The 26,205-nt window shown below is 69.4% G+C and carries 25 protein-coding genes and 2 tRNA genes; 7 read left to right on the top strand and 20 right to left on the bottom strand.

What is annotated here, in order from left to right; all coding sequences use genetic code 11:
- Positions 1-17: 17 nt before the first annotated feature.
- Complete coding sequence (locus AFR_RS44880; RefSeq protein ID WP_238547247.1) at positions 18-728, bottom strand: HAD family hydrolase; 711 nt, start codon at positions 726-728, stop codon at positions 18-20.
- Between the two features lie 804 nt (positions 729-1,532).
- Positions 1,533-1,739: a hypothetical protein gene (locus AFR_RS08360; RefSeq protein ID WP_023359470.1), complete on the bottom strand. Its 207-nt coding sequence runs from the start codon at positions 1,737-1,739 to the stop codon at positions 1,533-1,535.
- A 217-nt stretch (positions 1,740-1,956) separates the two neighbouring features.
- On the opposite strand from AFR_RS08360, the gene AFR_RS08355 reads away from it, so the two are divergent.
- Positions 1,957-2,178 (top strand): hypothetical protein, encoded by a 222-nt coding sequence (locus tag AFR_RS08355; protein WP_148307900.1) that lies wholly within the window; start codon positions 1,957-1,959, stop codon positions 2,176-2,178.
- Positions 2,179-2,449: 271 nt separating this feature from the next.
- On the opposite strand, the gene AFR_RS08350 is transcribed toward AFR_RS08355, so the two are convergent.
- The 3 genes from AFR_RS08350 to AFR_RS08340 all read right to left on the bottom strand — a co-directional run bounded on the left by AFR_RS08350 (position 2,450) and on the right by AFR_RS08340 (position 4,231).
- Positions 2,450-2,526: transfer RNA gene (locus AFR_RS08350), tRNA-Ile, on the bottom strand.
- A gap of 48 nt (positions 2,527-2,574) precedes the next feature.
- Entirely contained in the window at positions 2,575-3,843 is a 1,269-nt protein-coding gene (locus tag AFR_RS08345; protein ID WP_023359468.1) for an FAD-dependent oxidoreductase, read from the bottom strand.
- Positions 3,844-4,158: 315 nt separating this feature from the next.
- A tRNA-Asn gene (locus AFR_RS08340) sits at positions 4,159-4,231 on the bottom strand.
- Between the two features lie 209 nt (positions 4,232-4,440).
- On the opposite strand from AFR_RS08340, the gene AFR_RS08335 reads away from it, so the two are divergent.
- Complete coding sequence (locus AFR_RS08335) at positions 4,441-4,749, top strand: hypothetical protein (protein WP_023359467.1); 309 nt, start codon at positions 4,441-4,443, stop codon at positions 4,747-4,749.
- A gap of 62 nt (positions 4,750-4,811) precedes the next feature.
- On the opposite strand, the gene AFR_RS08330 is transcribed toward AFR_RS08335, so the two are convergent.
- The 14 genes from AFR_RS08330 to AFR_RS08265 form a co-directional block, all read right to left on the bottom strand.
- Positions 4,812-5,819: a sugar phosphate isomerase/epimerase family protein gene (locus AFR_RS08330; protein ID WP_023359466.1), complete on the bottom strand. Its 1,008-nt coding sequence runs from the start codon at positions 5,817-5,819 to the stop codon at positions 4,812-4,814.
- Positions 5,820-6,004: 185 nt separating this feature from the next.
- The gene (locus AFR_RS08325) at positions 6,005-7,105 is read right to left on the bottom strand and encodes an apurinic/apyrimidinic endonuclease family protein (protein WP_023359465.1); all 1,101 of its coding nucleotides are present in this window, start codon (positions 7,103-7,105) and stop codon (positions 6,005-6,007) included.
- Positions 7,106-7,617: 512 nt separating this feature from the next.
- Positions 7,618-8,802 carry a Gfo/Idh/MocA family protein gene (locus AFR_RS08320; RefSeq protein WP_023359464.1) on the bottom strand — a complete coding sequence of 395 codons (1,185 nt, stop codon included), beginning with the start codon at positions 8,800-8,802 and terminating at the stop codon, positions 7,618-7,620.
- A gap of 33 nt (positions 8,803-8,835) precedes the next feature.
- Positions 8,836-9,879: a substrate-binding domain-containing protein gene (locus AFR_RS08315; protein ID WP_023359463.1), complete on the bottom strand. Its 1,044-nt coding sequence runs from the start codon at positions 9,877-9,879 to the stop codon at positions 8,836-8,838.
- 61 nt (positions 9,880-9,940) lie between these two features.
- Positions 9,941-11,017, bottom strand: coding sequence for an ABC transporter permease (locus AFR_RS08310; protein ID WP_023359462.1), 1,077 nt, complete (start codon positions 11,015-11,017; stop codon positions 9,941-9,943).
- A complete protein-coding gene (locus AFR_RS08305; protein ID WP_023359461.1) occupies positions 11,014-12,558 on the bottom strand; it encodes a sugar ABC transporter ATP-binding protein in 1,545 nt (514 codons plus the stop codon). Before AFR_RS08305 ends, AFR_RS08310 begins: the two co-directional genes overlap by 4 nt.
- Positions 12,555-13,733 (bottom strand): ROK family transcriptional regulator, encoded by a 1,179-nt coding sequence (locus tag AFR_RS08300; RefSeq protein ID WP_023359460.1) that lies wholly within the window; start codon positions 13,731-13,733, stop codon positions 12,555-12,557. Before AFR_RS08300 ends, AFR_RS08305 begins: the two co-directional genes overlap by 4 nt.
- Positions 13,734-13,963: 230 nt before the next feature.
- Positions 13,964-15,079 carry a YihY/virulence factor BrkB family protein gene (locus tag AFR_RS08295; RefSeq protein WP_023359459.1) on the bottom strand — a complete coding sequence of 372 codons (1,116 nt, stop codon included), beginning with the start codon at positions 15,077-15,079 and terminating at the stop codon, positions 13,964-13,966.
- A 164-nt stretch (positions 15,080-15,243) separates the two neighbouring features.
- Positions 15,244-16,053, bottom strand: coding sequence for an ABC transporter permease (locus AFR_RS08290; protein WP_023359458.1), 810 nt, complete (start codon positions 16,051-16,053; stop codon positions 15,244-15,246).
- A 13-nt stretch (positions 16,054-16,066) separates the two neighbouring features.
- The gene (locus AFR_RS08285; protein WP_023359457.1) at positions 16,067-16,819 is read right to left on the bottom strand and encodes an ABC transporter permease; all 753 of its coding nucleotides are present in this window, start codon (positions 16,817-16,819) and stop codon (positions 16,067-16,069) included.
- Complete coding sequence (locus AFR_RS08280; protein WP_023359456.1) at positions 16,819-17,739, bottom strand: ABC transporter ATP-binding protein; 921 nt, start codon at positions 17,737-17,739, stop codon at positions 16,819-16,821. Before AFR_RS08280 ends, AFR_RS08285 begins: the two co-directional genes overlap by 1 nt.
- Before the next feature lie 33 nt (positions 17,740-17,772).
- Positions 17,773-18,303: a hypothetical protein gene (locus tag AFR_RS08275; protein ID WP_023359455.1), complete on the bottom strand. Its 531-nt coding sequence runs from the start codon at positions 18,301-18,303 to the stop codon at positions 17,773-17,775.
- Positions 18,300-20,147 (bottom strand): DNA primase, encoded by a 1,848-nt coding sequence (gene dnaG, locus AFR_RS08270; RefSeq protein ID WP_023359454.1) that lies wholly within the window; start codon positions 20,145-20,147, stop codon positions 18,300-18,302. The genes AFR_RS08275 and dnaG overlap by 4 nt, the downstream gene beginning before the upstream one ends.
- Positions 20,148-20,166: 19 nt before the next feature.
- The gene (locus AFR_RS08265; RefSeq protein ID WP_023359453.1) at positions 20,167-21,387 is read right to left on the bottom strand and encodes a deoxyguanosinetriphosphate triphosphohydrolase; all 1,221 of its coding nucleotides are present in this window, start codon (positions 21,385-21,387) and stop codon (positions 20,167-20,169) included.
- Between the two features lie 44 nt (positions 21,388-21,431).
- Here AFR_RS08265 and AFR_RS08260 point away from each other — a divergent pair, with 44 nt between their 5' ends.
- The gene (locus AFR_RS08260) at positions 21,432-23,021 is read left to right on the top strand and encodes a methyl-accepting chemotaxis protein (protein ID WP_023359452.1); all 1,590 of its coding nucleotides are present in this window, start codon (positions 21,432-21,434) and stop codon (positions 23,019-23,021) included.
- On the opposite strand, the gene AFR_RS08255 is transcribed toward AFR_RS08260, so the two are convergent.
- Entirely contained in the window at positions 23,015-23,377 is a 363-nt protein-coding gene (locus AFR_RS08255; protein WP_023359451.1) for a VOC family protein, read from the bottom strand. The two genes, AFR_RS08260 and AFR_RS08255, sit on opposite strands and share 7 nt — an antisense overlap.
- Before the next feature lie 160 nt (positions 23,378-23,537).
- On the opposite strand from AFR_RS08255, the gene AFR_RS08250 reads away from it, so the two are divergent.
- The 4 genes from AFR_RS08250 to AFR_RS08235 all read left to right on the top strand — a co-directional run bounded on the left by AFR_RS08250 (position 23,538) and on the right by AFR_RS08235 (position 26,186).
- Entirely contained in the window at positions 23,538-24,038 is a 501-nt protein-coding gene (locus AFR_RS08250; protein WP_023359450.1) for a DUF4388 domain-containing protein, read from the top strand.
- A gap of 235 nt (positions 24,039-24,273) precedes the next feature.
- On the top strand, positions 24,274-24,621 hold the full coding sequence (locus tag AFR_RS08245; protein ID WP_238547246.1) for a roadblock/LC7 domain-containing protein: 348 nt from the start codon (positions 24,274-24,276) through the stop codon (positions 24,619-24,621).
- Positions 24,622-24,646: 25 nt separating this feature from the next.
- The gene (locus AFR_RS08240; RefSeq protein ID WP_023359448.1) at positions 24,647-25,648 is read left to right on the top strand and encodes a DUF4388 domain-containing protein; all 1,002 of its coding nucleotides are present in this window, start codon (positions 24,647-24,649) and stop codon (positions 25,646-25,648) included.
- Between the two features lie 52 nt (positions 25,649-25,700).
- Positions 25,701-26,186, top strand: coding sequence for a roadblock/LC7 domain-containing protein (locus AFR_RS08235; RefSeq protein ID WP_023359447.1), 486 nt, complete (start codon positions 25,701-25,703; stop codon positions 26,184-26,186).
- Positions 26,187-26,205: the final 19 nt, after the last annotated feature.

The raw sequence follows: 26,205 nt of genomic DNA, 5'->3' as shown, positions 1-26,205 counted from the left end.
ATGTCGATCGCATTGGTCTATCGCCGTACCGTGAAGTCGTTGTAGCACTGGGTCGCGAAGCCGCTGGCCGCCAGCTCCTCTACAGTATTCGCGCCCGTGCCCACTCCAATCGTATAGCAACCTGCGCTGTGGGCTGATTCGAGTCCGATAATCGAGTCCTCCACCGCCACACAATCGGAGGTGGCAACGCCAAGCCCGTTAGCCGCAGAAACGTATGGGTCTGGCGCAGGCTTGCGTCTCTGCCCAAGTTCATCGTTTCCCGTAACTTGAGTTACGTACCTCAAGAGTTCAGCTGCTTCCAGCATATTTTCGATTTCGCTTCTGGGATTGTTGGACACGACTGCGCACGCTAAGTCAGCACGGCGTGCCGCATCAAGGATTTCTAACACTCCGTCGTGGACGATGGGCTTAGCTTGTCGGCGGACCAGCTCATGCTTGGCAACTAGAAGCTCCACATCTTCATCCGTCAGTACAAGGTTAAGCTCGCCCCCGAGAACTCTCCAAAAGTCGTCAAGCGCTAAAGCGAAGTAGCGCCGGATCAGCGTCCGTGGCACCTGGTCGTGCGATCCGCAGAATGGCGCTAACAACTCGCCGACTACCTCGCAGTCTTGGCTAAGACTGTCGATCAGCACGCCGTCCATATCGAAGAGGATGGCCCGCGTGGCGGCAGGGATGGAAAATCTGTCCGCTAACCACAACGGATCAGACTTTCTCGCGCGAGACGTCATGCGTAGATATCCTTCGGCTTTATGCGGTGGCCGCATCGGCTTCATAACTCGTGTTATCTCGTATGGTCGCTTGCTTAGACGGGAGTAATCTCGTGCTTTTTATGCCGGTCTTCGGACGGTTCGCTCGAATCGGAAGTCGCATCGGTTCGCGTTGGGCTTCTTGCTGGCGTCGTATATGGGAAGCGTCCCGCCCGCTTCCCCAGCACGGTCCAAAGCGGCTTGTGCTGCACAGACCCCATCGGACACCGAGGCAGGACGGTGTGAACGAGCTGGCTGAACCTGGACCACGGAGCTGGCGGCTATCCGAGTGGTTTCGTCCGGAGTCGTACTGATAGTGGCCAACTCTTTTCACGCCGTCGGGTTGAAGACTTGTCACAACCACCTCAAGGCCGCAGAAGTGGCACCGATTGGCGTGCAGGAAACCTGTTGGCATGCAACACGAACTAAAGATCGGCAGGGACAGCGCTGTCACATGGTCGACTTGAGACGCAACACGCCTGGACGCGCATCCGCACGGCATGACTAGGTGCCGGTGCTATGGCTCTCCGCGCCAGACACGGCAAAATGACCGCATCGGCGCGAGATATGGCCGACAACTCGGAAGGCTTGGCTCCGGCCCTGGCTTACTCTAGTCATGACGAGGAAGACAGTAACAAGGGCCAGAGGGAGCGTCAACCGCGTACTTCGCCCTGAATGTCCTGGCCAGCGGCCCGATAGGGCTGGCAGCTACTCGTCGGTAAACGTCCTTACAGCATGGGCGTTCGAGTTGCTGCCTGCTGGCTGGCATACGTCTAGCAAAGCCGGCTACGCGACACAGACCCAGTACGGCGCGCTGCGGTCGCACGCCAGGGCATCCTGCTCGCGAGCTAAGGTCAGCCGGGCCAGCAGCTTGACCTCGCCATCCTCACCCTGACTTTCGAAACCCTCACACATGACGAACTGCGAGCTGCCGCCGACGGTCTGCTGGAACTCGGCCTGGTCGAGCAGATGGCGACCCTGACGGCGAAGCAACCGACTGCATCTGACTAGAGCGGGGATCGATTGCGTCGAACAATTCGATGGCCAGGTTGCCGACTACCGCCGCGTCAGGTGCGCAGCTTCCGGTCCGATCACACATTTCTACGGGCCGTTCACCGGAAATGCTGTCATCGACTCTGCCGGTCCTGTCCACCAGCCTGTGGGTACGGCGCCTGGTACAGCAGAGGCCGCCATTCTTGTGGACGCAGTGATGCAGGCAATTGACGTACTCGGTCTGGACGATCCCGACAATGCGCGTACCCGCCTACACCTGGAATCGACGATCCTTCAGTCCGCCACGCCGAGCCAGGACCGAGCCCGCATGGTGCTCAGGCTCGCGACCGAAGTGCTCGCCACGGCCGAGCCCACAACGCTTCAGATGATCCTGGACGCTGCGGTTAGAGAGATGGCCCAGCGCACCGGCGAAAACTAACCGGACCATTGCGTCGCTGATGTGGCGACTGAGGGTCCGCGCCTGGATCCGCCCGATTATACGGGATCGATCACGTCCACCCCAGCACACGCCCATAGCACTCCTTAGTCGGCACGCGGTTACTCCTTGTCAAGGGCAACCACGCTTACGAACCACTGCGGGGTGGACGAACGGCCGGGATCGGATCACCTGACCAGCCATTTGTCGCCGAAATGTCCCCGCACGGTCCGTGGTAAAGACCTGCATGGATGGAATTTTAACTGCTTAGACATGGTGGGGCGGGCGGGACTCGAACCCGCGACCGAGGGATTATGAGTCCCCTGCTCTAACCCACTGAGCTACCGCCCCCGTACCGGCGGCGATCCTATCCCGCCCCGTCGAGGGCGGGCCAGTGATCTACAGGCCGGCGCCGGTCAGGGCGCCGAGGGAGGACAGGGCCTCGCCTGCTGTGCGCCAGCCGCCGGCCAGGGCGCCCTGGATGGAGGGGCTGTCGCGGTGATCGCCTGCTACGAAGAGACCGTCTCCCAGGGAGACCTGCTTGCGCAAGCGGGATTGGGGGACGTTCGCCGCGGGGAGGGCCTCGGGTATGGAGACGACGCTGAGGAGTTCCCAGTCGTCGGCCGGGGTGCCGTAGATGCGGCTGAGCTCGACGCGGATGACCGCCTCCGAGGCTCCGGAGGGGGCGGAGACGCCCACCGAGGATGCGGCGATGAGGGATTTTCCGGCCGGGGCGTATTCGGGGGCCGCGTTCGACATGACGATGGTGTTCGCGACGATTTCGCGGCGGTCGCCGTCCAGCAGGAGGGTCGGTTCGTCGATGGGGGCCTGGTCGGCGCCGAAGTAGTACGTCGTGAGGCCGCGCATGTCCGGCTTGGGGAGGCGGGGCAGGAGATGAGCCGCCGTGGACGGGTCGGTGGCGACGATGACGGCACGGCAGGTGATCTCGCCGGCGTCGGTGATCACCGTACGGGGTCCGACCTCGAGGGTGCGGCAGCCGATGAGCAGTTGGGGGTACGGGAGAGGGCCGGCGATCGCGGCGGGGAGGGCAGCCATGCCGGCGGCCGGGACGCCGATGCGGCCGCGGGCGAACGAGCGCAGCACCATCGCGAGGACGTGGCTGGAGGTGTCGAGGGCGCGGTCGGCGAAGACGCCGGACAGGAACGGCCGCAGCACTTCCTCGATCATGCGGTGGGAGAGGCCGGCTCGGCGCAGTGCTTCCTGAGTGGTCACCTCGGGGGCGTCCAGGAGGCGGCTCGGGGCGTACGTGGCGCAGCGGGTGGCCAGGGCGGCGAACTTGAGACGGTCGGAGAGTGAGCCGACACCGGAGGTGAGGGTCTGCGCCGCCGTCTTCGGGTCGCGAAGCGGGTTTTCGAGCCGGTGCAGTGACGAGCCGCGGCGGACGAGGACACCCGGGGTGAAGTAGCGCATGTCCAGCGCGTCGATGTCGACGAGGGCGGGGACGCGGGGGTACGCGGTGTTGAGGACCTGGAAGCCGCGGTCCAGCCGCCAGCCGTCGACGACGTCGGTGGCGACGCGGCCGCCGATGCGGTCGGATGCCTCCACCAGCAGCCAGTTGACGCCGGCCCGGTCGAGGCGGCGGGCAGCAGCGAGCCCGGCGAGACCGCCGCCGATGATGACGACGTCCACCGACACGGGATGCGACACGGGCACCTCACAGGGGGACAAACAACGCAGGCCTCAGCCTAACGGTGGACAGCGCCAACGGCAGGAGAAAGAAGGAAGGAGAGAGGGACGGACGGAGGGACAAGCCAAGCCGACCTGCAGGACCGCGCCCACCGCAGAACCGCACCCACCGCAGAACCGCACCCACCGCAGGACCACGCCCACCGCAGACCCGCGCCCACCGCGCGACCGCGCCCACCGCACCGCGGGGTTTCAGGGGGCTCGGCCCCCTGAGCTGGAATGCAAGAAAGGGCCCCGGTCCGCGCATTCCGCGGACATGAGCCCTCAACCGTCTCGCTCCCCCGATTGGACTCGAACCAATAACCTGCCGGTTAACAGCCGGCTGCTCTGCCAATTGAGCTACAGGGGATCGTGCTGCGCCCCGATTTCCCGCTTCCGCGAGTTGTCGTGGCGACCGGAACGACAATACATGACGCGGGGGCCCACGCTCCAGGAGGGTGACCTGACGCGCCGCGGGCGCCGCAACAGGGATGAAACAGGCTTGGGGGGTATGAGCGCGCGGCAGGATGGGTAAGAAGCTCTCAGACGCACAAGCGTCGACGATCGGAAGGAGCCGCCATGCGCGGAAAGCTCATGTTCATCACGGGTCTCGCGGCGGGCTTCGTCCTGGGCAGCCGGGCCGGCCGGGAGAAGTACGAGGAGATCAGCGCCAACGCCAAGAAGGTGTGGGAGCACCCGACGGTGCAGGAGGCCGCGGGCGTCGCCCAGGCGCAGGCCAACAAGCTCTACACCGAGGGCAAGGACAAGCTCAACCAGTCCAAGCTCGGTGAGAAGCTGCACTCCGCGAGCACCAGCTCTTCGGACAGCACCCTGTCGAGCACCGGCGCTTCGACGTCGTCCTCGAACGGGACCGGCACCACGTACTGATCTGCCGCAAGCTCAAGGCCCGGCCCACGATCGTGGGCCGGGCCTTTGCTTGTCCGAAGGGGTCAGGAGGACGAGGAGAAGGCCGCGTCGAAGGCCGCCGAGGGTGCGTCGAACGCCAGCCGGCGGACGAACTGCAGGGCTTCGGGGGCGCCGACCAGGCGGTCCATGCCGGCGTCCTCCCACTCGATCGAGAGCGGGCCGGTGTAGTTGATGGCGTTCAGTGCCCGGAAGCAGTCCTCCCAGGGCACGTCGCCGTGCCCCGTCGAGACGAAGTCCCAGCCCCGGCGCAGGTCGGCCCAGGGCAGGTGGGAGGACATGCGGCCGCGGCGGCCGTCACCGGTACGGACCTTCGCGTCCTTGCAGTCGACGTGGTAGATCCGGTCGGCGAACTCGAGGATGAAGTTGACCGGGTCGAGGTCCTGCCACACGAAGTGCGACGGGTCCCAGTTGAGCCCGAACGCGGGGCGGTTGCCGATGGCCTCGAGGGTGCGGCGGGTCGTCCAATAGTCGTACGCGATCTCGCTGGGGTGGACCTCGTGCGCGAAGCGGACGCCGACCTCGTCGAAGACGTCGAGGATGGGGTTCCAGCGGTCGGCGAAGTCCTGGTAGCCGCGTTCGATCATGGCCGGGGGCACGGGCGGGAACATGGCCACCGTGTGCCAGATCGAGGAGCCGGTGAAGCCGACGACCGTGTCGACGCCGAGTTTGGCGGCGGCGCGGGCGGTGTCCTTCATCCGCTCGGCGGCCCGTCCCCGGACACCTTCGGCGTCACCGTCGCCCCAGATCGAGGGCGGCAGGATGTCCTGGTGCCGCTCGTCGATCGGGTGGTCGCAGACGGCCTGACCGACCAGGTGGTTGGAGATCGCGAAGACCTGCAGGTTGTGCTTGGCGAGCTGCTCGCGCTTGCGGTCGACGTAGTCGTCCTCGGCCAGCGCCCGGTCGACCTCGAAGTGGTCGCCCCAGCAGGCGATCTCCAGGCCGTCGTAGCCCCACTCGGAGGCCAGGCGGCAGACCTCCTCGAAGGGCAGGTCGGCCCACTGGCCGGTGAAGAGCGTGATGGGTCGTGCCATGTCATCTCCCTGTTCGCACTGCTCACGAAAAGGGTTCCGGTGGCCCGGGTGAGGTCCGGACCGGTAGGCACGGTCGCGGGGACGTCACGGCCCGGCCGGGTTTGCGCCTCCCGGCCCGGCCTGCCCGTCGCGGCAGTGCCTGCTCCGACTCTAGAGCCGTGGCCGCGGCCACGGAAGACCCCTGGTCAGTGCACGGCGCAGGCTTCGGCGGGGGGCGACAGGCCGAGCTCACCCAGGGCGCTCTTCGCGTACGCGAGCTGTGCGGCCGCCTCGGTCCCGTGCGCGACGTGGACGTCGACGTAGTCGGTGCCGGGGTGCTCCCCCGCCATCAGATGCCGCAGCGCCGCCCGCCAGACCTCGGTGGTCGCCGTCAGCGGCTCCGGGGGTGAGGTGTGCACCGGTACGGCGTACCGGACGCGCCACGGGCCCGGCAAGGGGTTCTCGAGCGCCTGGGCGAGGTCGTCGGCGTACCCGCCCGCGGGGTTGGTGACGGGATGCCGCCGCCCGGGCCGGACGTACGAGCGGAGGGTCTCGGCGGCCGCGGCCGGATCAGCGGCCTCGAGCGCCGCGGCGACCTTGACGCCGATGACCGAGATGCCGGCGGCGGCGAGGCGGTCGAGGGCGTCGGCGGGGTCCTCCCAGGTGCAGGCGAGGGCGTCGAGGTCGAGCCAGACACCGAGGCGTTCGCGGTCGAGCCGGGCGAAGGCCTCGATGATCGAGGCGGCGTCGTCGAGCAGGAAGCCGGGCTCGGGGGTGAAGCCGACGCGGACCGCGCGGCCGCGGTGCCAGGCGACCTCGGCGAGGCCGGCGGAGAGCCGCGACAGCACCCGGGAGGCCGCTTTCTGGCGGGCGTCGTCCCAGCCTTCGCGGGGGCCGAGACCGGTCGTGGTGACCACACCGCGGACGGCGTCCTCGGGGAGGAGATCGGTGAGCACACGGGCGAGGTCGAGGGTGTATTCGAGCCGCGCCGGGCTGCTCCAGTCGGGAACCTCGGGGTCCTCGTCGCCGCCCTCGGCGTAGGGCGCTCCGCTCAACGTGACGATCTCGAGCCCGCGGGCGTCGAGTTCGGCGCGCAGCCGGGTGCGGGAGCGCCCGTCGATCGCGAGGGCGGCGGCGAGGGTGGGCGGGAGCCACAGGCTCACCCCGAGGGTGTCCACGGCGAGCCGCTCGCGGACGGCGGCGTACGCGTCGAGGTGCTCGACGACACCCGGGAGGTCCCGGGCGGGCCGCTCGTCGGCGCCGTGGCTCAAGTGGACGACCCGGCCCGAGTGGTGGCGCAGACGCATCAGAATCCCTCCTGGAGCGGGGCGTCACCGGTGCATTCGCACGTGCATCGGCGTGTGCAGCGTCCAGTATGGACCACTTGGCCGCGGGCTTCCGACGCTGTCGTGGCGGACCGACGGGATGCCATGACGCCTCCATCCGTGGGTTGTCTGCCCTCGGATACGAGACTCAACCGCCCGACGGATCAGCGCCGTACGCGCCGTGCGACGCCGTGACCGGCGCAGACATGATCCACAAAGGGCGGTCGTATCGGCTCGTACCGATGCGACCGCCCATCATGAGCTGCCCATGTATCCCCTTGACGGCAAGTCGACACACCATCGAAGAGAGCGTTATCTGTGCACTAAATGCACACTTGGACACGCACGGAACGATCACACGTGCGGATGTCCCGCGGCTGCCCGGCACCGATCGGGAACCCGGTCGGTCGATGCCGGACAGCCGCTCCGTCGTACGCCCGCCGGCACGGGGCGCAACCGTGCCGGCCCTCACGACGTACGGCGGAGGTTCTGCTCTAGACCGGTGCCAGCACCGCCTCCACGTCGACCCACGCCGACGCCGCAGCCGAACGCTCGACGGCGTCGAGGACCAACTGCACCTGCAGCGCGTCCGCGAACGACGGCGTCGGGTCCTCCCCGGCCGCGATCGCCGCGATCAGGTCCCGCATCTCGTGGGTGAACGAGTGCTCGTACCCGATCGGGTGGCCCGGCGGCCACCACGCCGCGAGGTACGGGTGCTCCGGCTCGGTCACCAGGATCCGGCTGAAGCCCTGCTCGGTCGTCGGCAGGGTGGCGTCGTAGAACTCGAGCTCGTTCATCCGCTCGAAGTCGAACGCCACCGAGCCGAGCTCGCCGTTCAGCTCCACCCGCAGACCGTTCTTGCGGCCGGTGGCAAAACGGGTCGCCTCGTAGGTGGCGACCGCTCCCCCGTCCAGGCGCGCCAGGAACAGCGCGGCGTCGTCGACCGTGACCTGGCCGAAGCCGGCACTGCCGTTCCCCGCGGCCGACAGTCCGGCGGCCTCGGTGGGCAGAGGCCGCTGACGGACGAACGTCTCGGTCAGCGCGCTGACCTTGGTGATCGACTGGCCGGTGACGAACTGCGTGAGGTCGACGATGTGCGCGCCGATGTCACCCAGGGCCCCCGAGCCGGCCACGTCCTTGCGCAGCCGCCAGACCAGCGGGAAGTTCGGATCGACGATCCAGTCCTGCAGGTACACCGCCCGGACGTGCCGGATCTTGCCGATCCGTCCCGCCGCCACCAGCTGACGCATCAGGGCGACGGCCGGCACCCGGCGATAGTTGAAGCCGCACATCGCGCGTACGCCGTTGGCCTGGGCCTCCGCCGCGGCCGCGGCCATCTCGCGGGCCTCGGCCACCGAGTTGGCCAGGGGTTTCTCGCACAGCACGTGCTTGCCCGCGGCGAGCGCGGCCAGCGCGATCTCCCGGTGGGTGTCACCCGGCGTGCAGATGTCCACCAGGTCGATGTCGTCCCGCTCGACCAGGGCACGCCAGTCGGTGGTGTGCCCCTCCCAGCCGAGCTTTGCCGCCGCGGCCGCGACCTTGTCCTCGTCGCGGCCGCAGACCACCGACATCCGTGCCGACAGCGGCAGGTCGAAAGCGTGGTTGACGGTGCGCCAGGCCTGTGAGTGCGCGGCGCCCATGAACGCGTAGCCGACCATGCCGACCCGCAGCTGCCCCATCTGTTCTCCTTACAACGAAGTGGACGGACCGCTCTAGAAGCCGAGCTTGGCGTACTGGGCCGCGTTCTCCTTGGTGATCGTCTCGGAGGCGAGGGTGATCTCCTTGGGGACCTGCAGCTCGACCAGGTCGGTCATGCCCTTGTTCTGACCGATCAGGCGGGCCAGCGAGATCGCCGACGACGCCATCGACGGGCTGTAGGTGACGGTCGCCTTCAGCACGCTGTTGTCGGCGATGATCGCGTCGATGGCGGCCTTCGAGCCGGCGCCGCCGACCATGAAGAACTCCTTGCGGCCGGCCTGGTTGACCGCCGCGAGAACGCCGATGCCCTGGTCGTCGTCGTGGTTCCAGAGCGCGTCCATCTTCGGGACCGCCTGCAGGAGCTCGGTCGCGGCCCGCTGGCCGGTGTCCGCCGTGAACTCCGCCGGGCGGCGGTTCGCGACCTTGAAACCGAACGTCGCCAGCGCCTCACGGAAGCCCGCGGAACGCTCCTGGGTCAGCTCGAGCGAGTCGATGCCCGGGATCTCACCGATCTGCGGGTTGCTGACGCCCTTGGCCTTGAGCTGCTCGCCGATGTAGTTGCCGGCGGCCAGGCCCATGCCGAAGTTGTCACCCTTGATCTGCAGGCGGTACGCGCCCCGGTCGGGGAACGCCCGGTCCAGGTTGATGACCGGGATGCCGGCCTTCATGGCCTCGAGACCGGCCGAGTTGAGCTCCTTGCCGTCGTGCGGCAGCAGGACGATCACGTTCGGCTTCTGCGCGATCAGGGTGGAGAGCGCGGCGCGCTGGGCAGCCGCGTCGGCGCCGGCCTCGACGCTGCGGAACTCCACGTCGGGGTACGCCTGAGCCTGCGCCTTGGCGTTGTTGGTGATGGCGGCGACCCAGCCGTGGTCCGCGGCCGGAGCCGAGAAACCGATGATCACCTTCGTACCGGGGGCGGCGTTGGCGTTGGAGCCGGAGGCATCGGTCTTGATCTGCGTGTTCTCACCCGGGTCGTTGCTGGTGCACGCGGTGAGCAGGGCGCCGGCGCCGAGGGCGGCGCCGCCGAAGAGGATGCGGCGACGGGACATGTCGTTCATCGGATTTCTCCCAGGAGTGACCGGGCGGCCGTTGCCGGTCGCCTGTATGAGGGGGGCTTGCTCAGGAGGTGGGCTTGCGCCCGAGGAGTTGGGTCAGTGAGCGGTAACGGAACTGCTGGATGAGCACGGCGGCGACGATGATGCCGCCCTTGACCATGTTCTGAACCTCGGTGGAGAGGTTGTTGATCGCAAAGAGGTTGGTGATCGTGGAGAAGACCAGCACCCCGAACAGGGCGCCGATGATGGTGCCGCGGCCGCCGCTGAGCAGCGTGCCACCGATGATCGCCGCGGCGATCGCGTCGAGCTCGTAGAGGTTCGCCATCGCCGCCTGCGCACTGGTCGCCTGCGACGTGAGCATGATCGCGGCGATGCCGCAGCACAGGCCCGAGAGCGCGTAGAGCAGGACGGTGTGCCAGCGGACGTTGATGCCGGCCAGCCGGGCCGCCTCGGGGTTGCCGCCGACCGCGACGGTGCGGCGCCCGAACGTGGTGCGGTTGAGCAGGACCCAGCCCGCCGCGACCACCACCGCCAGGATGATGACGAGCATCGGGATGCCGAGGATCTTCGTACTCGCGATGCTGTTGATCGTCGAGTTCGCGGAGACCTGCGTCTGCTTGCCGGAGATCTGCGCCGCCAGACCGCGGGCCGCGACCATCATGGCCAGCGTCGCGATGAAGGGCACCAGCCGGCCGTACGAGATCAGCGCGCCGTTGACCAGCCCGACCACCACGCCGACGACGATCGCGGTGAAGATCATGCCGAAGGTGCCGTAGCTCTGGGTGGAGAGCGTGGTCGACCAGACACCGGCGATCGCGATGATCGCGCCGACCGACAGGTCGATGCCACCGCCGATGATCACAAAGGTCATGCCGACGGTCACGACACCGATGGCCGAGGCCTGCGTCAGGATCGTGAAGACGTTGTTCTTGACCCAGGTGGCGTCGCCGTAGAGCTCCGGCCGGGTCGCGATCCCGATGATCACCAGGATGACGAGGACACCGACCAGGCCGAGGTTGCGCCGCAACGACTCCGCGCCGTCACCCTTGAGCCAGTTGGCCCGGGACTTGTCCTTGCTGACCGCGGGCGCGACCGGCGGACTCTGCGCCGGCAGGCTCGGCTTCGTGCTCTGATCCGTCACGCCGGCTCTCCTTCCATCAAGGACCCCGCCATCACGAGGTCAAGAACAGTGGCTTCATCGATCTTGTCGGCGAGGGCCTCGTGGATCAGGTGTCCCTCGCGCATGACCAGCACCCGGTCGGCGAGGCCGAGGACCTCGGGAACCTCGCTGGAGACCAGCAGCACGCCCACACCGCGGGCGGCGAGGTCGTGGATGACCTGGTAGAGCTCGGCCCGCGCGCCCACGTCCACGCCCCGGGTCGGCTCGTCGAGCAGGAGCAGCTTCGTGCCGCCGAGCAGCCACCGGCCGACGACGACCTTCTGCTGGTTGCCGCCGGAGAGGGTGCGCACCGCGCGACTCACGTCCCGGGGGCGCAACTCCAGCAGGTCGGCGGTCTGCATGGCCGCGGTCCGCTCCTTGCCGGTGTCCGTGAAACCACCGTGCGCGTACCCGGAGAAGGACGCGAGTGTCATGTTGCGGTAGATCGGCTCGTCGAGCAGCAGGGCCTGGCTCTTGCGTTCCTCGGGAGCCATGCCCATGCCGTGCTTGACCGCGGCGCCGATCGTGGTGATCTTCTTGCCGTTGAGGGTGACGGTGCCGCTGTCGGCCCGCCGCGCCCCGAAGATCGTCTCCAGCAGCTCGGAGCGGCCGGACCCGACCAGCCCGGCGATCCCGACGATCTCGCCGGCGCCGACGGTGAGCGAGGCGTCCGCGAACTCACCCTCGCGGGTGAGCCGGTCGACCACGAGCAGCGGCTCCCGGACCTTCGGCTCGACCCGCGGCGGGAAGACGTACTCGATGGTGCGGCCCGTCATCCGGCTGACCAGCTCGCGGGTCGGTGTTTCGCGTGCGGGGAGGTTCGCGGCCGTGGTGCGGCCGTCCTTGAGCACGGTGACCCGGTCACCGATGTCGCGGATCTCCTCGAGCCGGTGCGAGATGTAGATGACCGCGATGCCCTGAGCGGTCAGCTCGCGGATGATGCGGAAAAGGTTCTCCACCTCGTCATGGGCAAGCACGGCGCTGGGCTCGTCCATGACGATCAGCCGGGCGTCGTGCGAGAGCGCACGCGCCATGCTGACGATCTGCTTGCCGGCCGCGGGCAACGACCGGACCAGGCTGCGCGGCGAGATCTGGGCGTGGCCGAGCCGGCTCAGGATCCCGCGCGTCCGCTGGGCCGTCGAGCGCCGCCGCAGGAATCCGCCGCGGCTCTCCTCGTGACCGAGGAACGCGTTCTCCGCGACCGACAGGTCGTCGACGAGGTCGAGCTCCTGGTAGATCGTGGCGATGCCGGCGCGCATGGCGGCCTGGGGGCTGGCCGGGGCGAACGACTCGCCGAGCCAGGTGACACTGCCCTCGTCCGCGTGGTGCACACCGGCGAGGACCTTGATCAGAGTGGACTTGCCGGCGCCGTTCTGGCCGAGGAGACAGTGGACCTCACCGGCCCGGACCTCGAGCTCGACACCGTCGAGGGCCCGCACACCGGGGAACGTCTTGACGACGCCCTCGAGCTTGAGCACAACCTCGCCGGCCGGCTCGGGCGTCTGGTTCACGGGAGTGGTCATGATGCCTGCTCAAAGGCCGTGTCGCTGGCCAGGACCGCGGCGCCGCTCACTCCGGCGCGCGCGCCGAGCTCGCTCAGCACGACCGGCAGATTGCCGGTCGCGAGCGGGAGCGACCTGCGGTAGACCACGCTGCGGATCTCGGCCAGGAGGATGTGACCGAGCTGGGCGAGCCCGCCCCCGATGACGATCATCGACGGGTTCGCAAAACTCACCAGGGTGGCCAGTGTCGCGCCGACGCGGCGGCCACCGTCACGGATCAGGCGGATGCAGGTCACGTCGCCCTCCGCGGCGCCCTCGGCGACGTCACGGGCGCCGAGCTCGCCGTTGAGGGTGAGGCGTTCCGCCAGGGCGGGCGACTCACCGCTGCGGGCGGCGGCCTGAGCGTCGCGGGCCAGGGCGGCCCCGCTGAAGAGGGCTTCCAGACAGCCGGCGTTGCCGCACGAGCACATCGGACCGTGGGCGTCGACCTGGATGTGGCCGATGTCGCCGGCGCACCCGTCGACTCCCCGGTAGACGTAGCCGGCCAGGTGGATGCCGCAGCCGATACCCGTACCGATCTTGACGAAGAGGAAGTCGTCGACGGAGTGGGCGACACCGCCGTGCCGCTCGCCGATCGCCATGATGTTGACGTCGTTGTCGACCACGGCCGGGCAGCCGTGCTCGCGCGCCAGCAGCTCGCGGACGGGATAACGGTCCCAGCCCGGCATGATCGGCGGCGAGACCGGGACACCGTCGCGGAAGCTGACCGGGCCGGGGACGCCGATGCCGACAGCATCGAGTTTCTCGAAGGCGCCGTCGGTGCGGGCCTTGGCCAGCAGCTCGTTGACCCGGTGGAGGATGGCCTTGGGACCGGACCGGATGTCGGCCGCCTCCCGGTAGTTCGCGACGGGCTCCAGGCGCCCGTTGGTGACCTCGATGTCGATGGAACTCGCGCCGAGATCGACGGCGGCGAAGCGCAACCGCGGCTGCAGCTCGACCAGCGTGGAGCGCCGGCCACCGCGCGAGGCGGCCATGCCGGCCTCCGCTATGTAGCCCGCGGCGACGAGCCTCTCGACCTCGGCGAGCAGTCGGGGACGGGTCAGGTCGAGCCGATCACCCAGCTCGGCGCGGGAGATCGGCCCTTCGTCGCGCAGCAGACGGAGCAGGCGAAGATGGGGCGGATCGACGACTTGCACGGGCACCTCCGGCCGTTCACACCGCCGAAACGGGACGGTGTCACGACCGTCACACTAGGGCCCTTCCGGCAGGCTCGTCCATACCTTCTCGATGATCCCCGCAAACTTTTGTCGACTTATTCAAAAGTCAATACGCCAGGTGGCTACTCGCTCACGAACTTGCTGCCCCGGACAGGCCGACGGCCGCGAACCCTGATCGGGTCCGCGGCCGTCGGTGGCGGGCGGGAGAGCTAGTTGGTGCTCAAGCCCTTCTCGCTGCCCTTCTTGAGCTTGCGGTCGTCCCTGAGCTGCAGGAACGGCTCGTCGGTCGGGTCGTGGCCGGCCGCGATGGCCCGGCCGCGCTCCAGCTCCGCGTCGAGCTCGGCACCGATCATGATCGCGATGTTGGAGATCCAGAGCCAGACCAGGAACGCGATGACACCACCGAGCGTGCCGTACGTCTTGTTGTAGTTGGCGAAGCTGGCCAGGTAGAGCGCAAAGGCGCCGGAAGCGATCAGCCAGAGCACCACGGCGAAGATGCCGCCGGGGCTGACCCAGCGGAAACCACCGGTCTTCGCGTTCGGGGAGGCCCAGTACAGGATGGCGAACATCAGGCTGACGATGATCACCAGGACGGGCCACTTGGCGATGCTCCACGTCGTCACCGCGGCGGAACCGAGGCCGATGGTGTCACCGACCGCCTGCGCGAGATCACCGGTGAAGACGACGATGAAGACCGAGACGATGAGCATCAGGCCGATGACCGCGGTGACGCCGAGCCGGATCGGCAGCGTCTTCCAGATGGGCCGGCCCTCGGGCACGTCGTAGATGGCGTTCGAGGCGCGCATGAAGGCGCCGATGTAACCGGAGGCCGACCAGAAGGCCGCGAGAATACCGACGATCGCGGCGAGCCCGGCCGTGCCGGGGTCGGAGACCTGTGTGAGCACCTGGTCGAGCAGCGTCTGGATCTGGCTCGGGGCGATCTCGGAGACCGTCTGCTGCACCGTCTCCTGGCCGTTGTCGCTGAGCATGCCGAGGATCGACACGAGCACCAGCACACCGGGGAAGATCGACAGCACGCCGTAGTAGGTCAGCGCCGCGGCCCAGTCGGTGACGTTGTCCTCGGAGAACTGCTTGAACGTGCGCTTGAGCGCGCCCATGATGCCCTTGCCCTTGAGCTTCGCCGGGCTCTCCGGTCCGGCGTCGGGGCTGGGCGCGTCGAGATCGGCGGCCTTGTCCTCGGCGGTGCGCGAGGTCGCGGCGGCGTCGAGGTTCTTGTCCTCCCCGGTCCGCGCATCCTTCGCGTGACCCGAGGCGGGTGCCTTTGTGTCATCGGCCGAGTGATCGGCGTTGCGGAGAAGCTTCATTGCGGGGTACCTCCAGGCGCAGCGCGTCTTGGTCATCGCCGCTCCCCGCGCGCCGGCCACCCCCGCAGGCGGCCCGCGTGAAGTGCGGCCTAGCAGGAGGGATGCCCCCTGGCGGGGTGTCCTAACCTTTCGAACCCAGGCGCCTCACAGTCTGCCTTCAGTAACTATTTGCAGAGCAGCTTTTCCATGCGGCGGCCCGCGACGGCCAGACCGAGCGCGAGCAGAGCGAGCAGGTAGACCACGTCGACCAGCTGGATCCAGCCGACCGAGCCCGTGGTGACGGCCCGGATCAGGTCGACCGAGCGGTACAGCGGGGTCACCTCGACCACCCAGCGCAGCACCGCCGGATAGGCCTGAGCGGGGACGAAGGTGCCCGAGAAGAGGAAGAGCGCGAACTGCGCCGAGGACATCAGGTCGAAGTCCTGCCAGCTGCGCATGAAGGTCGACAGCGCCATGCCCACCCCGCCGAAGGCGAAGCCGACCAGGATCGCCGCCCCGAACGCGCCGAGAGCCCGGCCCGGCGTGGTCAGATCCATCACGACCATGATCACGAGGAAGGCAGCGGCGTAGATGTTGCCGCGGATCATCGCCCAGGCGAGCTCACCGGCGGCGATCTCGATCGGCCGCACCGGGGTCGCGAGGATCCCGTCGTACAGCTTCATGAACTTCATCTTCCCGAAGAAGTTGAAGGTGGTCTCCGAGAGCGCACCCGTCATCGCGGACGACGCGAGCATCGCCGGGGCGACGAACGCCGCGTAGTCGATCACCCGGCCGTCGGGCAGCGTCAGATCGCCGACCAGCGCACCGACCCCCACCCCGATCGAGAAGAGGTACAGGACCGGCTCCAGGAAGCCGGACGCCATGACCAGCCAGTACGCCGAGCGCAGGGTGGCGACGTTGCGCTCGACCATCGAGGTGGACCGGCGGGCGGAGCCCTCGAACGAGACGAGGCGGGGCAGGACCAGGGTCAGCATGTCGGGAGTCCTCTCACACCACGAGCCGGCGGGTGAACTGGCGGTGGGCCAGGAGCCAGCCGGCCGCGGCCCACAGGGCCAGGTAGACCACGTGCCCGGTGGCCGACCACGCCGGGGCGACACCCAGCGTGGCGGCCCGGCTGAGGTCGACGGCGTGCCAGAGCGGCAGGACGTAGGCGATCCCGCGGAGCAGGCCCGGCAGCGACTCGATCGGGAAGAAGACGCCGGAGAAGAGCGACATCGGGATCATGCCGAGCCGGAAGAGGATCGCCAGGTAACTGTCGGTGCGGATGGTCGACGCGTACGCGAAGGTCGGGGTGGCCACCGCGAGACCGGCCAGCGCCGCGATCGGCAGGGTGGCGAGGGCCCACCACGAGTGCATGGTGCCGAAGGCGCTCGCGACCAGCAGGAACGCCCCGGCACTGGTGACCGTGCGGAAGACGATGAAGGCCAGGTGGCCGTCGAGGATGTCGGACACCCGCAGCGGCGCGGCCGACTGGCCGTAGTAGATGCGCTGCCACTCGAAGCCACCGAGCACGGGCCAGCTGGAGTCAGCCATCGCGACCTGCACGGCGGTGGAGGCGATCAGCCCCGGCACCAGCCAGTCCAGATAGGGCACTCCCTCGACGCCACCCGTGACGTAGGCACCGACACCGACACCAAAACCGAGCATGGTCAGCAGCGGCAGGACGAACGACGACAGCACACTGCCGCGCCAGACGCGCCGATAGCTGACCAGGTGGTACTCCAGGACATATCGCGTCATCAGTCGACCAGCGTCCGGCCGGTGAGGTGCAGGAACACGTCCTCGAGGCTGCTGCGGCGCACCAGCACACTGGCCGGGCTCAGCAACCGGCGCTGCACCTCGGCCACCGCGGAGTCCCCGTCGGCGACGTAGAGCAGGATGCGGTCGGGCAGCACCTCGAGCCGCTCCCCCACACCGTCGAGCTTGCCGGCGAAGGCGTCCTGCGACTCCGCGTTGAAGCGCAGCTCGACCACCTCGCGTGTCGAATATTGCTCGATCAGGGCGCGTGGCGACCCCTCCGCGACGATCTTGCCGGCGTCCATGACGACGAGGCGGTCGCAGAGCTGCTCGGCCTCGTCCATGTAGTGGGTGGTGAGCACCAGCGTCACACCGCGCTGCTTGAGCCGGAACAACCGCTCCCAGACCAGGTGCCGCGCCTGCGGATCGAGACCGGTGGTCGGCTCGTCGAGCAGCACGATCTCGGGCTCGTTGACCAGGGCGCGGGCGATCGTGAGCCGGCGTTTCATGCCGCCGGAGAGCGGCTCGACCTTGCTGTCGGCCCGCTCGGTCAGCTGCACGAAGTCGAGCAGCTCGGCGGCACGCTCACGGGCCACCTTGCGCGGGATGCCGAAGAAGCGCGCATAGGTGGTGAGATTTTCCCGGACGGTCAGCTCGAGGTCGAGATTGTCGAGCTGCGGGCAGACGCCGAGCTTGGCCCGGATCTTCGGGCCGTCGCGGCGCGGGTCCAGCCCGAGGATGCTCAGCGTGCCGTCGGTCGGCGGGGACACACAGCCGATCATCCGCATCGTCGAGCTCTTGCCGGCGCCGTTGGGACCGAGGAACCCGAACGCCTCACCACGCTGCACGTCGACGTCGATGCCGTCGACCGCGGTGAAGTCGGCGAAGCGTTTGACCAGCCCCCGGGCGTGGATGAGTGTCACCCGGCCGACCCTAGTGACAGGGTCCGACAAAAATCAGGCGGGCGGGGTGGTGGCCTCCCGCGCCGAGGCGACCAGCTGGTCGGTGACCTCGACGACGGGCTCGGCGTCGACGGCGGTCTTCGCGTCGTACCGGACGGCCCAGCTCAGCCCGTCGACACCGCTCACCCGGCGGCCGACCACCCGGACACCGCCGTTGGGCGGCAGCGGGTGGTGCGACGTGTACGCCACCGACCGCGTCACGCGGGTGCGTACCTGGTCGGGCAGCTCCCCCGGCTCGAGCAGCAGGGCACCGAGCACCGGCCCGTCGATCTGCACGGTGTAGCCCTCGCGTTCCTGGGCGACCTCGGCCGGTGTGATCAGCAGCTCGCGGCCCGACCAGGCGACCTTGTGGATCTCGTGCCAGCCGAGCCGCTTGCCGTCCGGCAGCCACAGGCCGCGGTTGGTCGCCACGAGCACGTGCTCACCCGGCTCACCGACGTACGCCCAGGCCAGGACGCGTTCCTCGGCCTCCAGGGCCGGGCTCAGCTGTGCGGGAAGCTTGGGACGCCGACGAAAGAGACTCACAATCCACCTGCCGCCTGGTCGCGCAGTGCGCGAGCGTGCTGTTCGAGAGAGAAGAGCTCCCCGGCCAGGGCCAGGTACTCGTCCTTGTGCGCCACGGGGTTGATCCGCTGCACCTTGGACTTCAGCTCCTTGATCCGGGTGGTGACCGCGCCGACCTGGAGCCGGGCCAGTGTCACCTGGACGTACCGCAGGTCGGCCTCGCCGTCGACGTGCAGCGGCACGACCGCCAGCTCGCCGACCAGCGCCTTGCCGCCGAGATCGTCACACGCGTCGCGGACGGACTCGATCCAGCCGGCGCCGCCCGTCGCCGTGGTGGTGCCCCCGGCGACGGCGATCGCCTTGCGGATGCCCTGGAAGACCTCGTCGCCGTAGGTCTCCGGGCCGAGCGCGTCGAACATCGGACCGGCCAGCACCGGGTGCTGCAGGGCGAGTTTCAGCGCCTCCCGCTCGACCAGCCGCTGCGGGCTGTCGACGGGCCGGCGCGGCGCGGGCGCACCGGACGATTCCGGCGACGACGCGGACGCCACGGCCCGCTGCACGGGTTCGAGATCCATGCCCAGGTCACCGGCGAGCTTGCGGGCGTACTCGGGGCGCTTCTCGCGGTCCTTGATCTTGGCGACCAGGGGCGCGGCGCGGCGCATGGCCTCGACCCGGCCCTCGACGGTGTCCAGATCGAAGCGCGCGAGGGTCTGCCGGAGGGCGAAGTCGACCAGGGGCTCCCGGCTCGCGATCATGTCGCGGACCGCCAGGTCACCCCTGGCCAGCCGCAGCTCGCACGGGTCCATGTTGTCCGGGCTGACCGCGATGAAGGTCCGCCCGACAAAACGCTGGTCCTCCTCGAACGCCCGCAGCGCGGCCTTCTGGCCCGCCGCGTCACCGTCGAAGGTGTAGATGATCTCGCCGGTGAAGCTGTCGCTGTCCATCAGCAGCCGCCGCAGCACGCCGATGTGGTCGATGCCGAACGAGGTGCCGCAGGTCGCGACGGCCGTCGGCTCGCCGGCCTCGTGACAGGCCATCACGTCGGTGTAACCCTCGACGATGACCGCCCGGCCCTGCTTGGCCATCTCCCGCTTGGCGTGGTCGATGCCGTAGAGCACGTGCGACTTCTTGTAGAGCGGCGACTCGGGGGTGTTCAGATATTTCGGGCCGTCGTCGTCGTCGAACAGCTTGCGCGCGCCGAACCCGATGACGTCACCGGTCAGGTCGCGGATCGGCCAGAGCAGCCGGCGCCGGAAACGGTCGATCAGCGAGCCCGACCGCGCCGGTTTGGCCAGGCCACCGGCCGTCAGCTCCTCGGCGGTGAAGCCACGCTGCCGCAGGTGTTTGGTGAGCAGGTCCCAGCCGTCGGGGGCGAACCCGCAGGCGTACCGCTCGGCGGCGTCGCGGCCGAAACCCCGCTGCGCGAGGAACTCGCGAGCCTTGCGCGCACCCGGCGTGGTCAGCTGCTCCTGGTAGAACTCCGCCGCCGCCGCGTGCGCCGCGATGAGCCGCTGCTTCTGACCCGGCTGCTGACGCGGCCCGTCGTTCTTGAAGCCCGACTCGTCGTACCGCAGCTGGATGCCGGCCCGCCCGGCCAGCCGCTCGACCGACTCGATGAACGTCAGGTGCTCGGCGTCCATCAGGAACTTGATGGCATCCCCACCGGCCCCGCACCCGTGGCAGAAGTAGACATTTCGGGCGGGTGACACGGTGAACGACGGGGTCTTCTCGTCGTGGAACGGGCACAGCCCCTTGAGGTTGCCACCACCTGCCGACCGCAGTGTCACGGTCTCGTTGATGATGTCCGCGATCGACGTCCGGTCGCGGACCAGCGCGATGTCCTCGTCCTTGACCCTGCCCGCCACGGCTACATACTGCCTCGCGTCAGTGATCGGCTGCCATCAGGGTCCGGTGCCAGGCCACCGCGGCGGGATCGGTCAGCGAAGCGACCTGGTCGATCACCACGCGCAACCGTGCGGTGTCGGTGCCCGCGGCCTTCCACATCTCCGCGAACATCGGGTCGAGATGGTCCGGTGCCCGCTCGCTGAGCACGCTGACCAGGTCGGTGAGGATCGCGCGCTGCTGTTCGTACCACTGCTCGGCGGCGCGGGCCCGCATGACGTAGCGCAACGCCATGCCCTTCAGCAGCGCGCACTGGTTACGGACCGTACGCGGGACGATGAGGTCGACGTCGTACCGGCGGACCGGCTCGGAGCCGTGGCGGCTGTTGGTCGCGCCGACCGCCGAGGAGACGAAGCGGCCGGTCAGCACGCTGGTCATGCGTTTGAGGGCGACCTGCGAGCGGTGACCGCCGTCGTAGTCCGCTGTGGCGATCACCACGTCGTCGGCCAGGAGCAGGCGCAGGGCCTCGCCGAGCGCCTCCGGGGTCTCCGAGGAGTAGGTGTTCGCCACGTCGGTGCAGAGTTCGGCACGTTCGCCGGCGTCGAGAAGCAGCGGCTTCAGCGACAGGTAACCGCCGTGGATGCCGTCCTCGACGTCGTGCACGGAGTAGGCCACGTCGTCGGCCCAGTCCATGACCTGCGCCTCGAGGCACTGGCGTTCGCCGTCCGGAGCCGTCGCGCGGATCCAGTCGAAGACCGGGCGGTCGTCGTCGTACACGCCGAACTTGCGGACGCCGTCCCGTCGCGGCCACGGATATTTGCAGCTCGCGTCGAGGGAGGCACGGGTCAGGTTGAGGCCGGCGCCGTCGACCTTGGCCTCCAGCCGGGTCAGCACCCGCAGGGTCTGCGCGTTGCCCTCGAAACCGCCGCACGCCTCGGCCGCCAGGTGCAGGGCGGCCTCGCCGTTGTGACCGAAGGGCGGGTGACCGATGTCGTGGGCCAGCCCGGCCACGTCGACGACGTCCGGGTCACACCCGAGCCGGGCGCCCATCTCCCGCGAGATCTGGGCGACCTCGAGCGAGTGCGTCAGACGCGTACGCAGGAAGTCGTCGGACCCGGCGGTGTGCACCTGCGTCTTGGCCGCGAGGCGGCGGAACCCGGCCGAGTGCAGGACACGGGCACGGTCCCGTTCGAACTGCGTGCGGCCGTACCCGCTGTCCTTGACGGGCTCACGCACCCAGCGCGATGCATCGCCGTCCACCATGCCCCCACACTAAGGCGTCGATCGGGGTTGCCGATGCGAATGGTGTGGAGTCCCAGCAGCACGTCCGGTCCCGTCTCACGATCGTCGCCCGCCTGGTGCTGATGGCGGCCATCGGTGTCGCCTCGGTGGCCCTGGTCGGCGCGGCCTCGTCGTGGGCGTCGGAGAACCAGTCCGACGCGACCGACCGGATCGCCGCGATCAGCGACGGCATGAGCAGTCAGTGGAACGCCGACATGATGCACGACGGCCTGCGCGCCGACGTGATGTCGGCTCTCTTCGCCACCACCGCGGCCCAGCGGGAGGCCCTGGCCGTGTCGGAGGTGACCGAGCACGCCACGACGCTGGTGACCAAGTACGACGCCGCTGCGACGGCCGCTCCCACCGCCCTCGGCGACGACTACACACGCGTACGGCCGGCCGTGGTCGCGTACGGGAAGACGGCTGAAGGTCTGGTCGCACTGGCCGCGACGGACCACGCGGCCGCGGAGGCTGAGCTGCCGAATTTTCTGAAGGCCTTCGGCACGCTGGAGGAGGAACTGGGCGCGATCGACGACGCGATGCTGACCGCGGTGCAGGACGCCGGGCGTGAAGGCACCGAGACGGGCCGGACCAGCGGCTGGCTGATCCTCGTGGCCGGGCTGGCCGGGGCGCTGCTGACCGCCGCGGCGGCACTCTTCACCGTCCGGGCGGTCCGCCGCCCGCTGCGCCAGATGGTCGCCGCGCTGCGGGCCGCCGCCGGCCGGGACCTCACCGTCGAGGTGGAGGTGGTCCGCCCCGACGAGCTGGGCGAGATGGCCGTGGCGCTCAACGAGGCGCTCTCCGCGATCCGGACGACCGTGGCGGCCACCGCGGCCAGCGTCGGCACCCTGACGGCCGCCAGCAGCGACCTGCGCGACCTCGCCGGCCGGCTCGACTCGTCGGCCGAGCAGACGTCCGCGCAGGCCCGCAGTGCGGACACGGCGGCGCAGCAGGTGTCGCACTCCGTGACCGACATGATGACCGCGACCGAGGAGCTGTCCGCGTCCATCCGCGAGATCTCCCAGCAGACCACCACCGCCGCGACCACCACGGCCGCGGCGGGTGAGAACGCGGCCGCCACCACCGCGCTGGTGGCCACGCTGAGCGAGGCGAGCCGGGAGATCGGCACGATCGTCCAGCTGATCACGTCCATCGCCGAGCAGACCAACCTGCTCGCCCTGAACGCCACCATCGAGGCCGCCCGCGCCGGTGACGCCGGCAAGGGCTTCGCGGTGGTCGCCTCCGAGGTCAAGGACCTGGCTCAGGAGACCGCGCAGGCGACGAGCGACATCACCGGCCGGATCGCCGCGATCCAGGACATGACCTCACGGACGGCCACCGCGATCGACGCCATCGCCGAGGTCATCACCCGCATCGACGACGGCCAGCGCACGATCGCCGCGGCCGTCGAGGAGCAGTCCACGACAACGGAGCTGATGGCCCGCAACGTCGGTGACATGTCGATCGCCGCCACCGAGATCAGCGGCACTGTCACGCACATCACCACGTCGACCGGTGCGACCGCCGACGGCGCCAACACCACCCGCCGGTCGGCCGAACGGGTCAGCACGGCCGCCGGCGAGATCCAGGTGCTGATCGGTCAGTTCACCTACTGAGCGGGCTTCTTCCGCGAGGACAGCACACAGAACTCGTTGCCCTCGGGATCGGCCAGGACCACCCAGCTCACGTCGTGCTGACCGATGTCGACCGGGCGGGCGCCCATGTCGACGAGCCGCTCGACCTCGGACTCCTGGTCCTCCGGGCGCAGATCGATGTGCAGGCGGTTCTTCACCGTCTTGGGATCCGGCGACATCCCGAACAGCAGGCCGGGCAGGGTCTCCGGGGTACGCCGGATCTCCACCTCGTCCGGCTCCTCGTGCACGATCTGGTAGCCGAGCGCCTCCGCCCACCAGCGGGCCAGCCGGGCCGGATCCTCCGCGTCGACGACGACCTGCTCCCACTGGCTCGGCATGGGCACAACCTCCACGAGACGCCGACGAAAGTGGCGATCATGTTACGCGTACGAGGCGTACGCGCCACGGGAGAAACAACGCACCGCTCGTGCGTCCCCCTCCGCAACGGCGACCGAGACTCAACTGAAAGGTCGATGCCCGTTCCGCCGAGGAGTCGCCATGAACTCACTTCGCCGCCTGCTCAGCAACCTCGCCGAGTCCGGGCGTACCGGGGCGCTGCACATCGACGGCACGCCCGGCGGGGTGGTCTACCTGGTCGCCGGGCGCATCACCCACGCTGAGTCGCCGGACTGCCCCGGCATCGGTGAACGGCTGGTCGCCTGCGGGCGGCTGTCGGAGGGTGCGTGGCTCTCCGCGTACCGGAGGGGGGTCGGTGACCGGGCGGTCGGCCGGATGCTGGTCCGGGACGGCCACCTCGGCCATCACGAACTGGCCTGCCGGGTCGTCGCTACCATCACCGCCGCCACCCATGCGCTGCTGCAGAGCGGCGACGCACCGGCACGCTTCGTCCCCGGCGAACGGCACTGGTTCGGCACGGTCGCACAGGTCGAACTCGGCGGCCTCGGTCACGAGACCGCCAAACGGCTCCTGAACCGTCCGGCGGCGCATCGACCGCGGGCGACGTCGCGGCCCCGCAAGCTCGCCGCCACACCGGGATGAGCATCGAGAACGATGACGCACACCGGGTGCGACCCGGGCCCGCAGCGTGGCCGCAGGATGGCCCATTGTGACGGCGCGCAAGACAAGATCCTTGCGGGCCGGCCAGTGTCACATCCCGGCCGACCGTGGCAACGAAGCCCGGCCGTCCCGCCAGCGGCCGGGCTCGGCGAACGGCGGGAGCATCACTCGGCTGAGGAGAGATGTGCCCGGGGTTGAGAACTGTCTGCAGGAGGCCATGGCGATTCCTGGCGCGGTGGGAGCCAGCATCGTCGACTACACCACCGGTTTCCCGGTCGCCACGTCCGGAGCCGCACCCAACGAGGACCACGAAGCCGCGGCGGCGGGCACGGCCGACGTCGTGCAGGCCGCGCAGAGCCGGTCGCTGTTCGTCTCGGCAGTGCCCCACGACCTGCTCGAGGACCTGATCATCACGACCGCGGGGGGCTACCACCTGCTGCGGCTCGTCCAGACCGATTTTGACAGCCGGCTGGTGCTCTACGTCTGGCTGGACCGGATCCACGGCAACCTCGCCGTGGCCCGGCGCCGCATGCAGACCCTCGCCGACGAACTCGTGGCGAACTGACCCGACGATCCGGTGAGGAGTCAAGGTGAAGCCCTCGAAGACCGCTGCGCCCGGGCGCCTGCTGACGCAGGTCGCCGGCGAGCGGCAGACGGGCGCGCTGGTCGTCGGTGGCCAGCCGGGCGGCACGGTCTATCTGATCGAGGGTCAGGTGACGTACGCGGAATCGGCCGCCGCCCCCGGCGTGGGCGAGCTGCTGACCGCATCCGGCCGGCTGGCACCCCGCACGTGGCAGGCGGCGCTCGACGCCGGCACCTCCCGCGCCCAGGTCGGGCAGCTGCTGCTGGACCAGGGCCACCTCACCCAGGGCGAGCTGGAGTTGTGCGTCCTCGGCGCCACCTACGACGCCGCGTACTTCGCGCTCGCACCGGCCACCGCACCGGTCGACTTCCTGGAGGGCGCGACCCACTGGCTCGGCCCGATCGTCCGCGCCGACCCCGCCGCGGTCACCCGCGAGGCCCGCCGCCGGGCCCGGATCCTGGACGAGATCTACCCGTACCCGGAGATCGACACCGCCGCTGTCATCCCGGTGCCCCGGCCCCCGACCGAACGCGTCACGCTGACGGCCCTGCAGTGGGAGCTCCTGGTCAGCGCCGACGGCCAGCGCACCCCGGCGGACCTGGCGCAGCTGCTCGGCCGCGCCGGTTTCGCGACGATCCAGGAACTGCGCAAGCTCGCGGCCCTCGGCCTCGTCGAACGGCCCCGCCCGCCGGCCGACAACCCCGACTTCGTCCGCCTGCCGCGCGCGCGAGGGACCGCTGTGGACGTACGCCGGCCGCAGGTGGCCGCACCCGCCGTCACCGGGGACCGGCCGGCACCGGCGTCCGGCGATCCACCGGCGGCTCCGGAACCCGGCGTGGTCACCACCAACGGCACGGATCACCACCCCGCCCAGCCCTTCCAGCTGGCCCGGCGCAAACCCGGCGCCAAACTCCCGAAGGACGTCGCGGCCGACACCGGACAGATCCACCCCGGCACCGACGATGTCCTGCTCAAACGCATCCGCACCGCCCTGAGGGCTCTGCGGTGACCCGCGCCCCACCCACCCGCAGACCGGCCCGACCAGGAAGGAGAACTCGAGGATGACGGTGGATCCGGCGGTACTGACGGAACTCGGCAACCTCCGCAACAGGGTGCCCGAACTCTCCGGCAGTGTCCTCGCCACCGCCGACGGCATGGTGGTCGCCCACGACGCCCACGGCATCGAGCCGGACAGTCTCGCCGCCCTCGCCGCCGCCCACCTCGCCCTGGCCCGGCGGTTCGCCCACGCCGTCAACCACGGCGAACTGCGCGAATCGGTGGTCGAGTGCGACGGCGGGTACATCACCTCGTACACCGCCGGCCCCAACGCCCTGCTGACCCTCGTCACCTCCGGCAACGCCAACCTCGCCATGGTCCACCTCGAGGCCCGGCGTGCCGTCCGGCGGCTGGTGAAGATCCTCATCCTCGAGGCCCCGGCGCCGGTCCGCCCGGAGATCCCGACGCAGATGGGCCCGAGCACACCGCTGGCCCGGCGTACGCCGATGGCGACCCTGCAAAGCACGTTCCGCGGCCGGCAAGCCGGCTGAGCCCCACACCCACCATCCC

The organism is Amorphoplanes friuliensis DSM 7358 (assembly GCF_000494755.1).
GTDB lineage: Bacteria > Actinomycetota > Actinomycetes > Mycobacteriales > Micromonosporaceae > Actinoplanes > Actinoplanes friuliensis.
The sequence above is the reverse complement of the archived record's forward strand: the minus strand, read 5'-3'. Positions and strand labels throughout refer to the sequence as shown.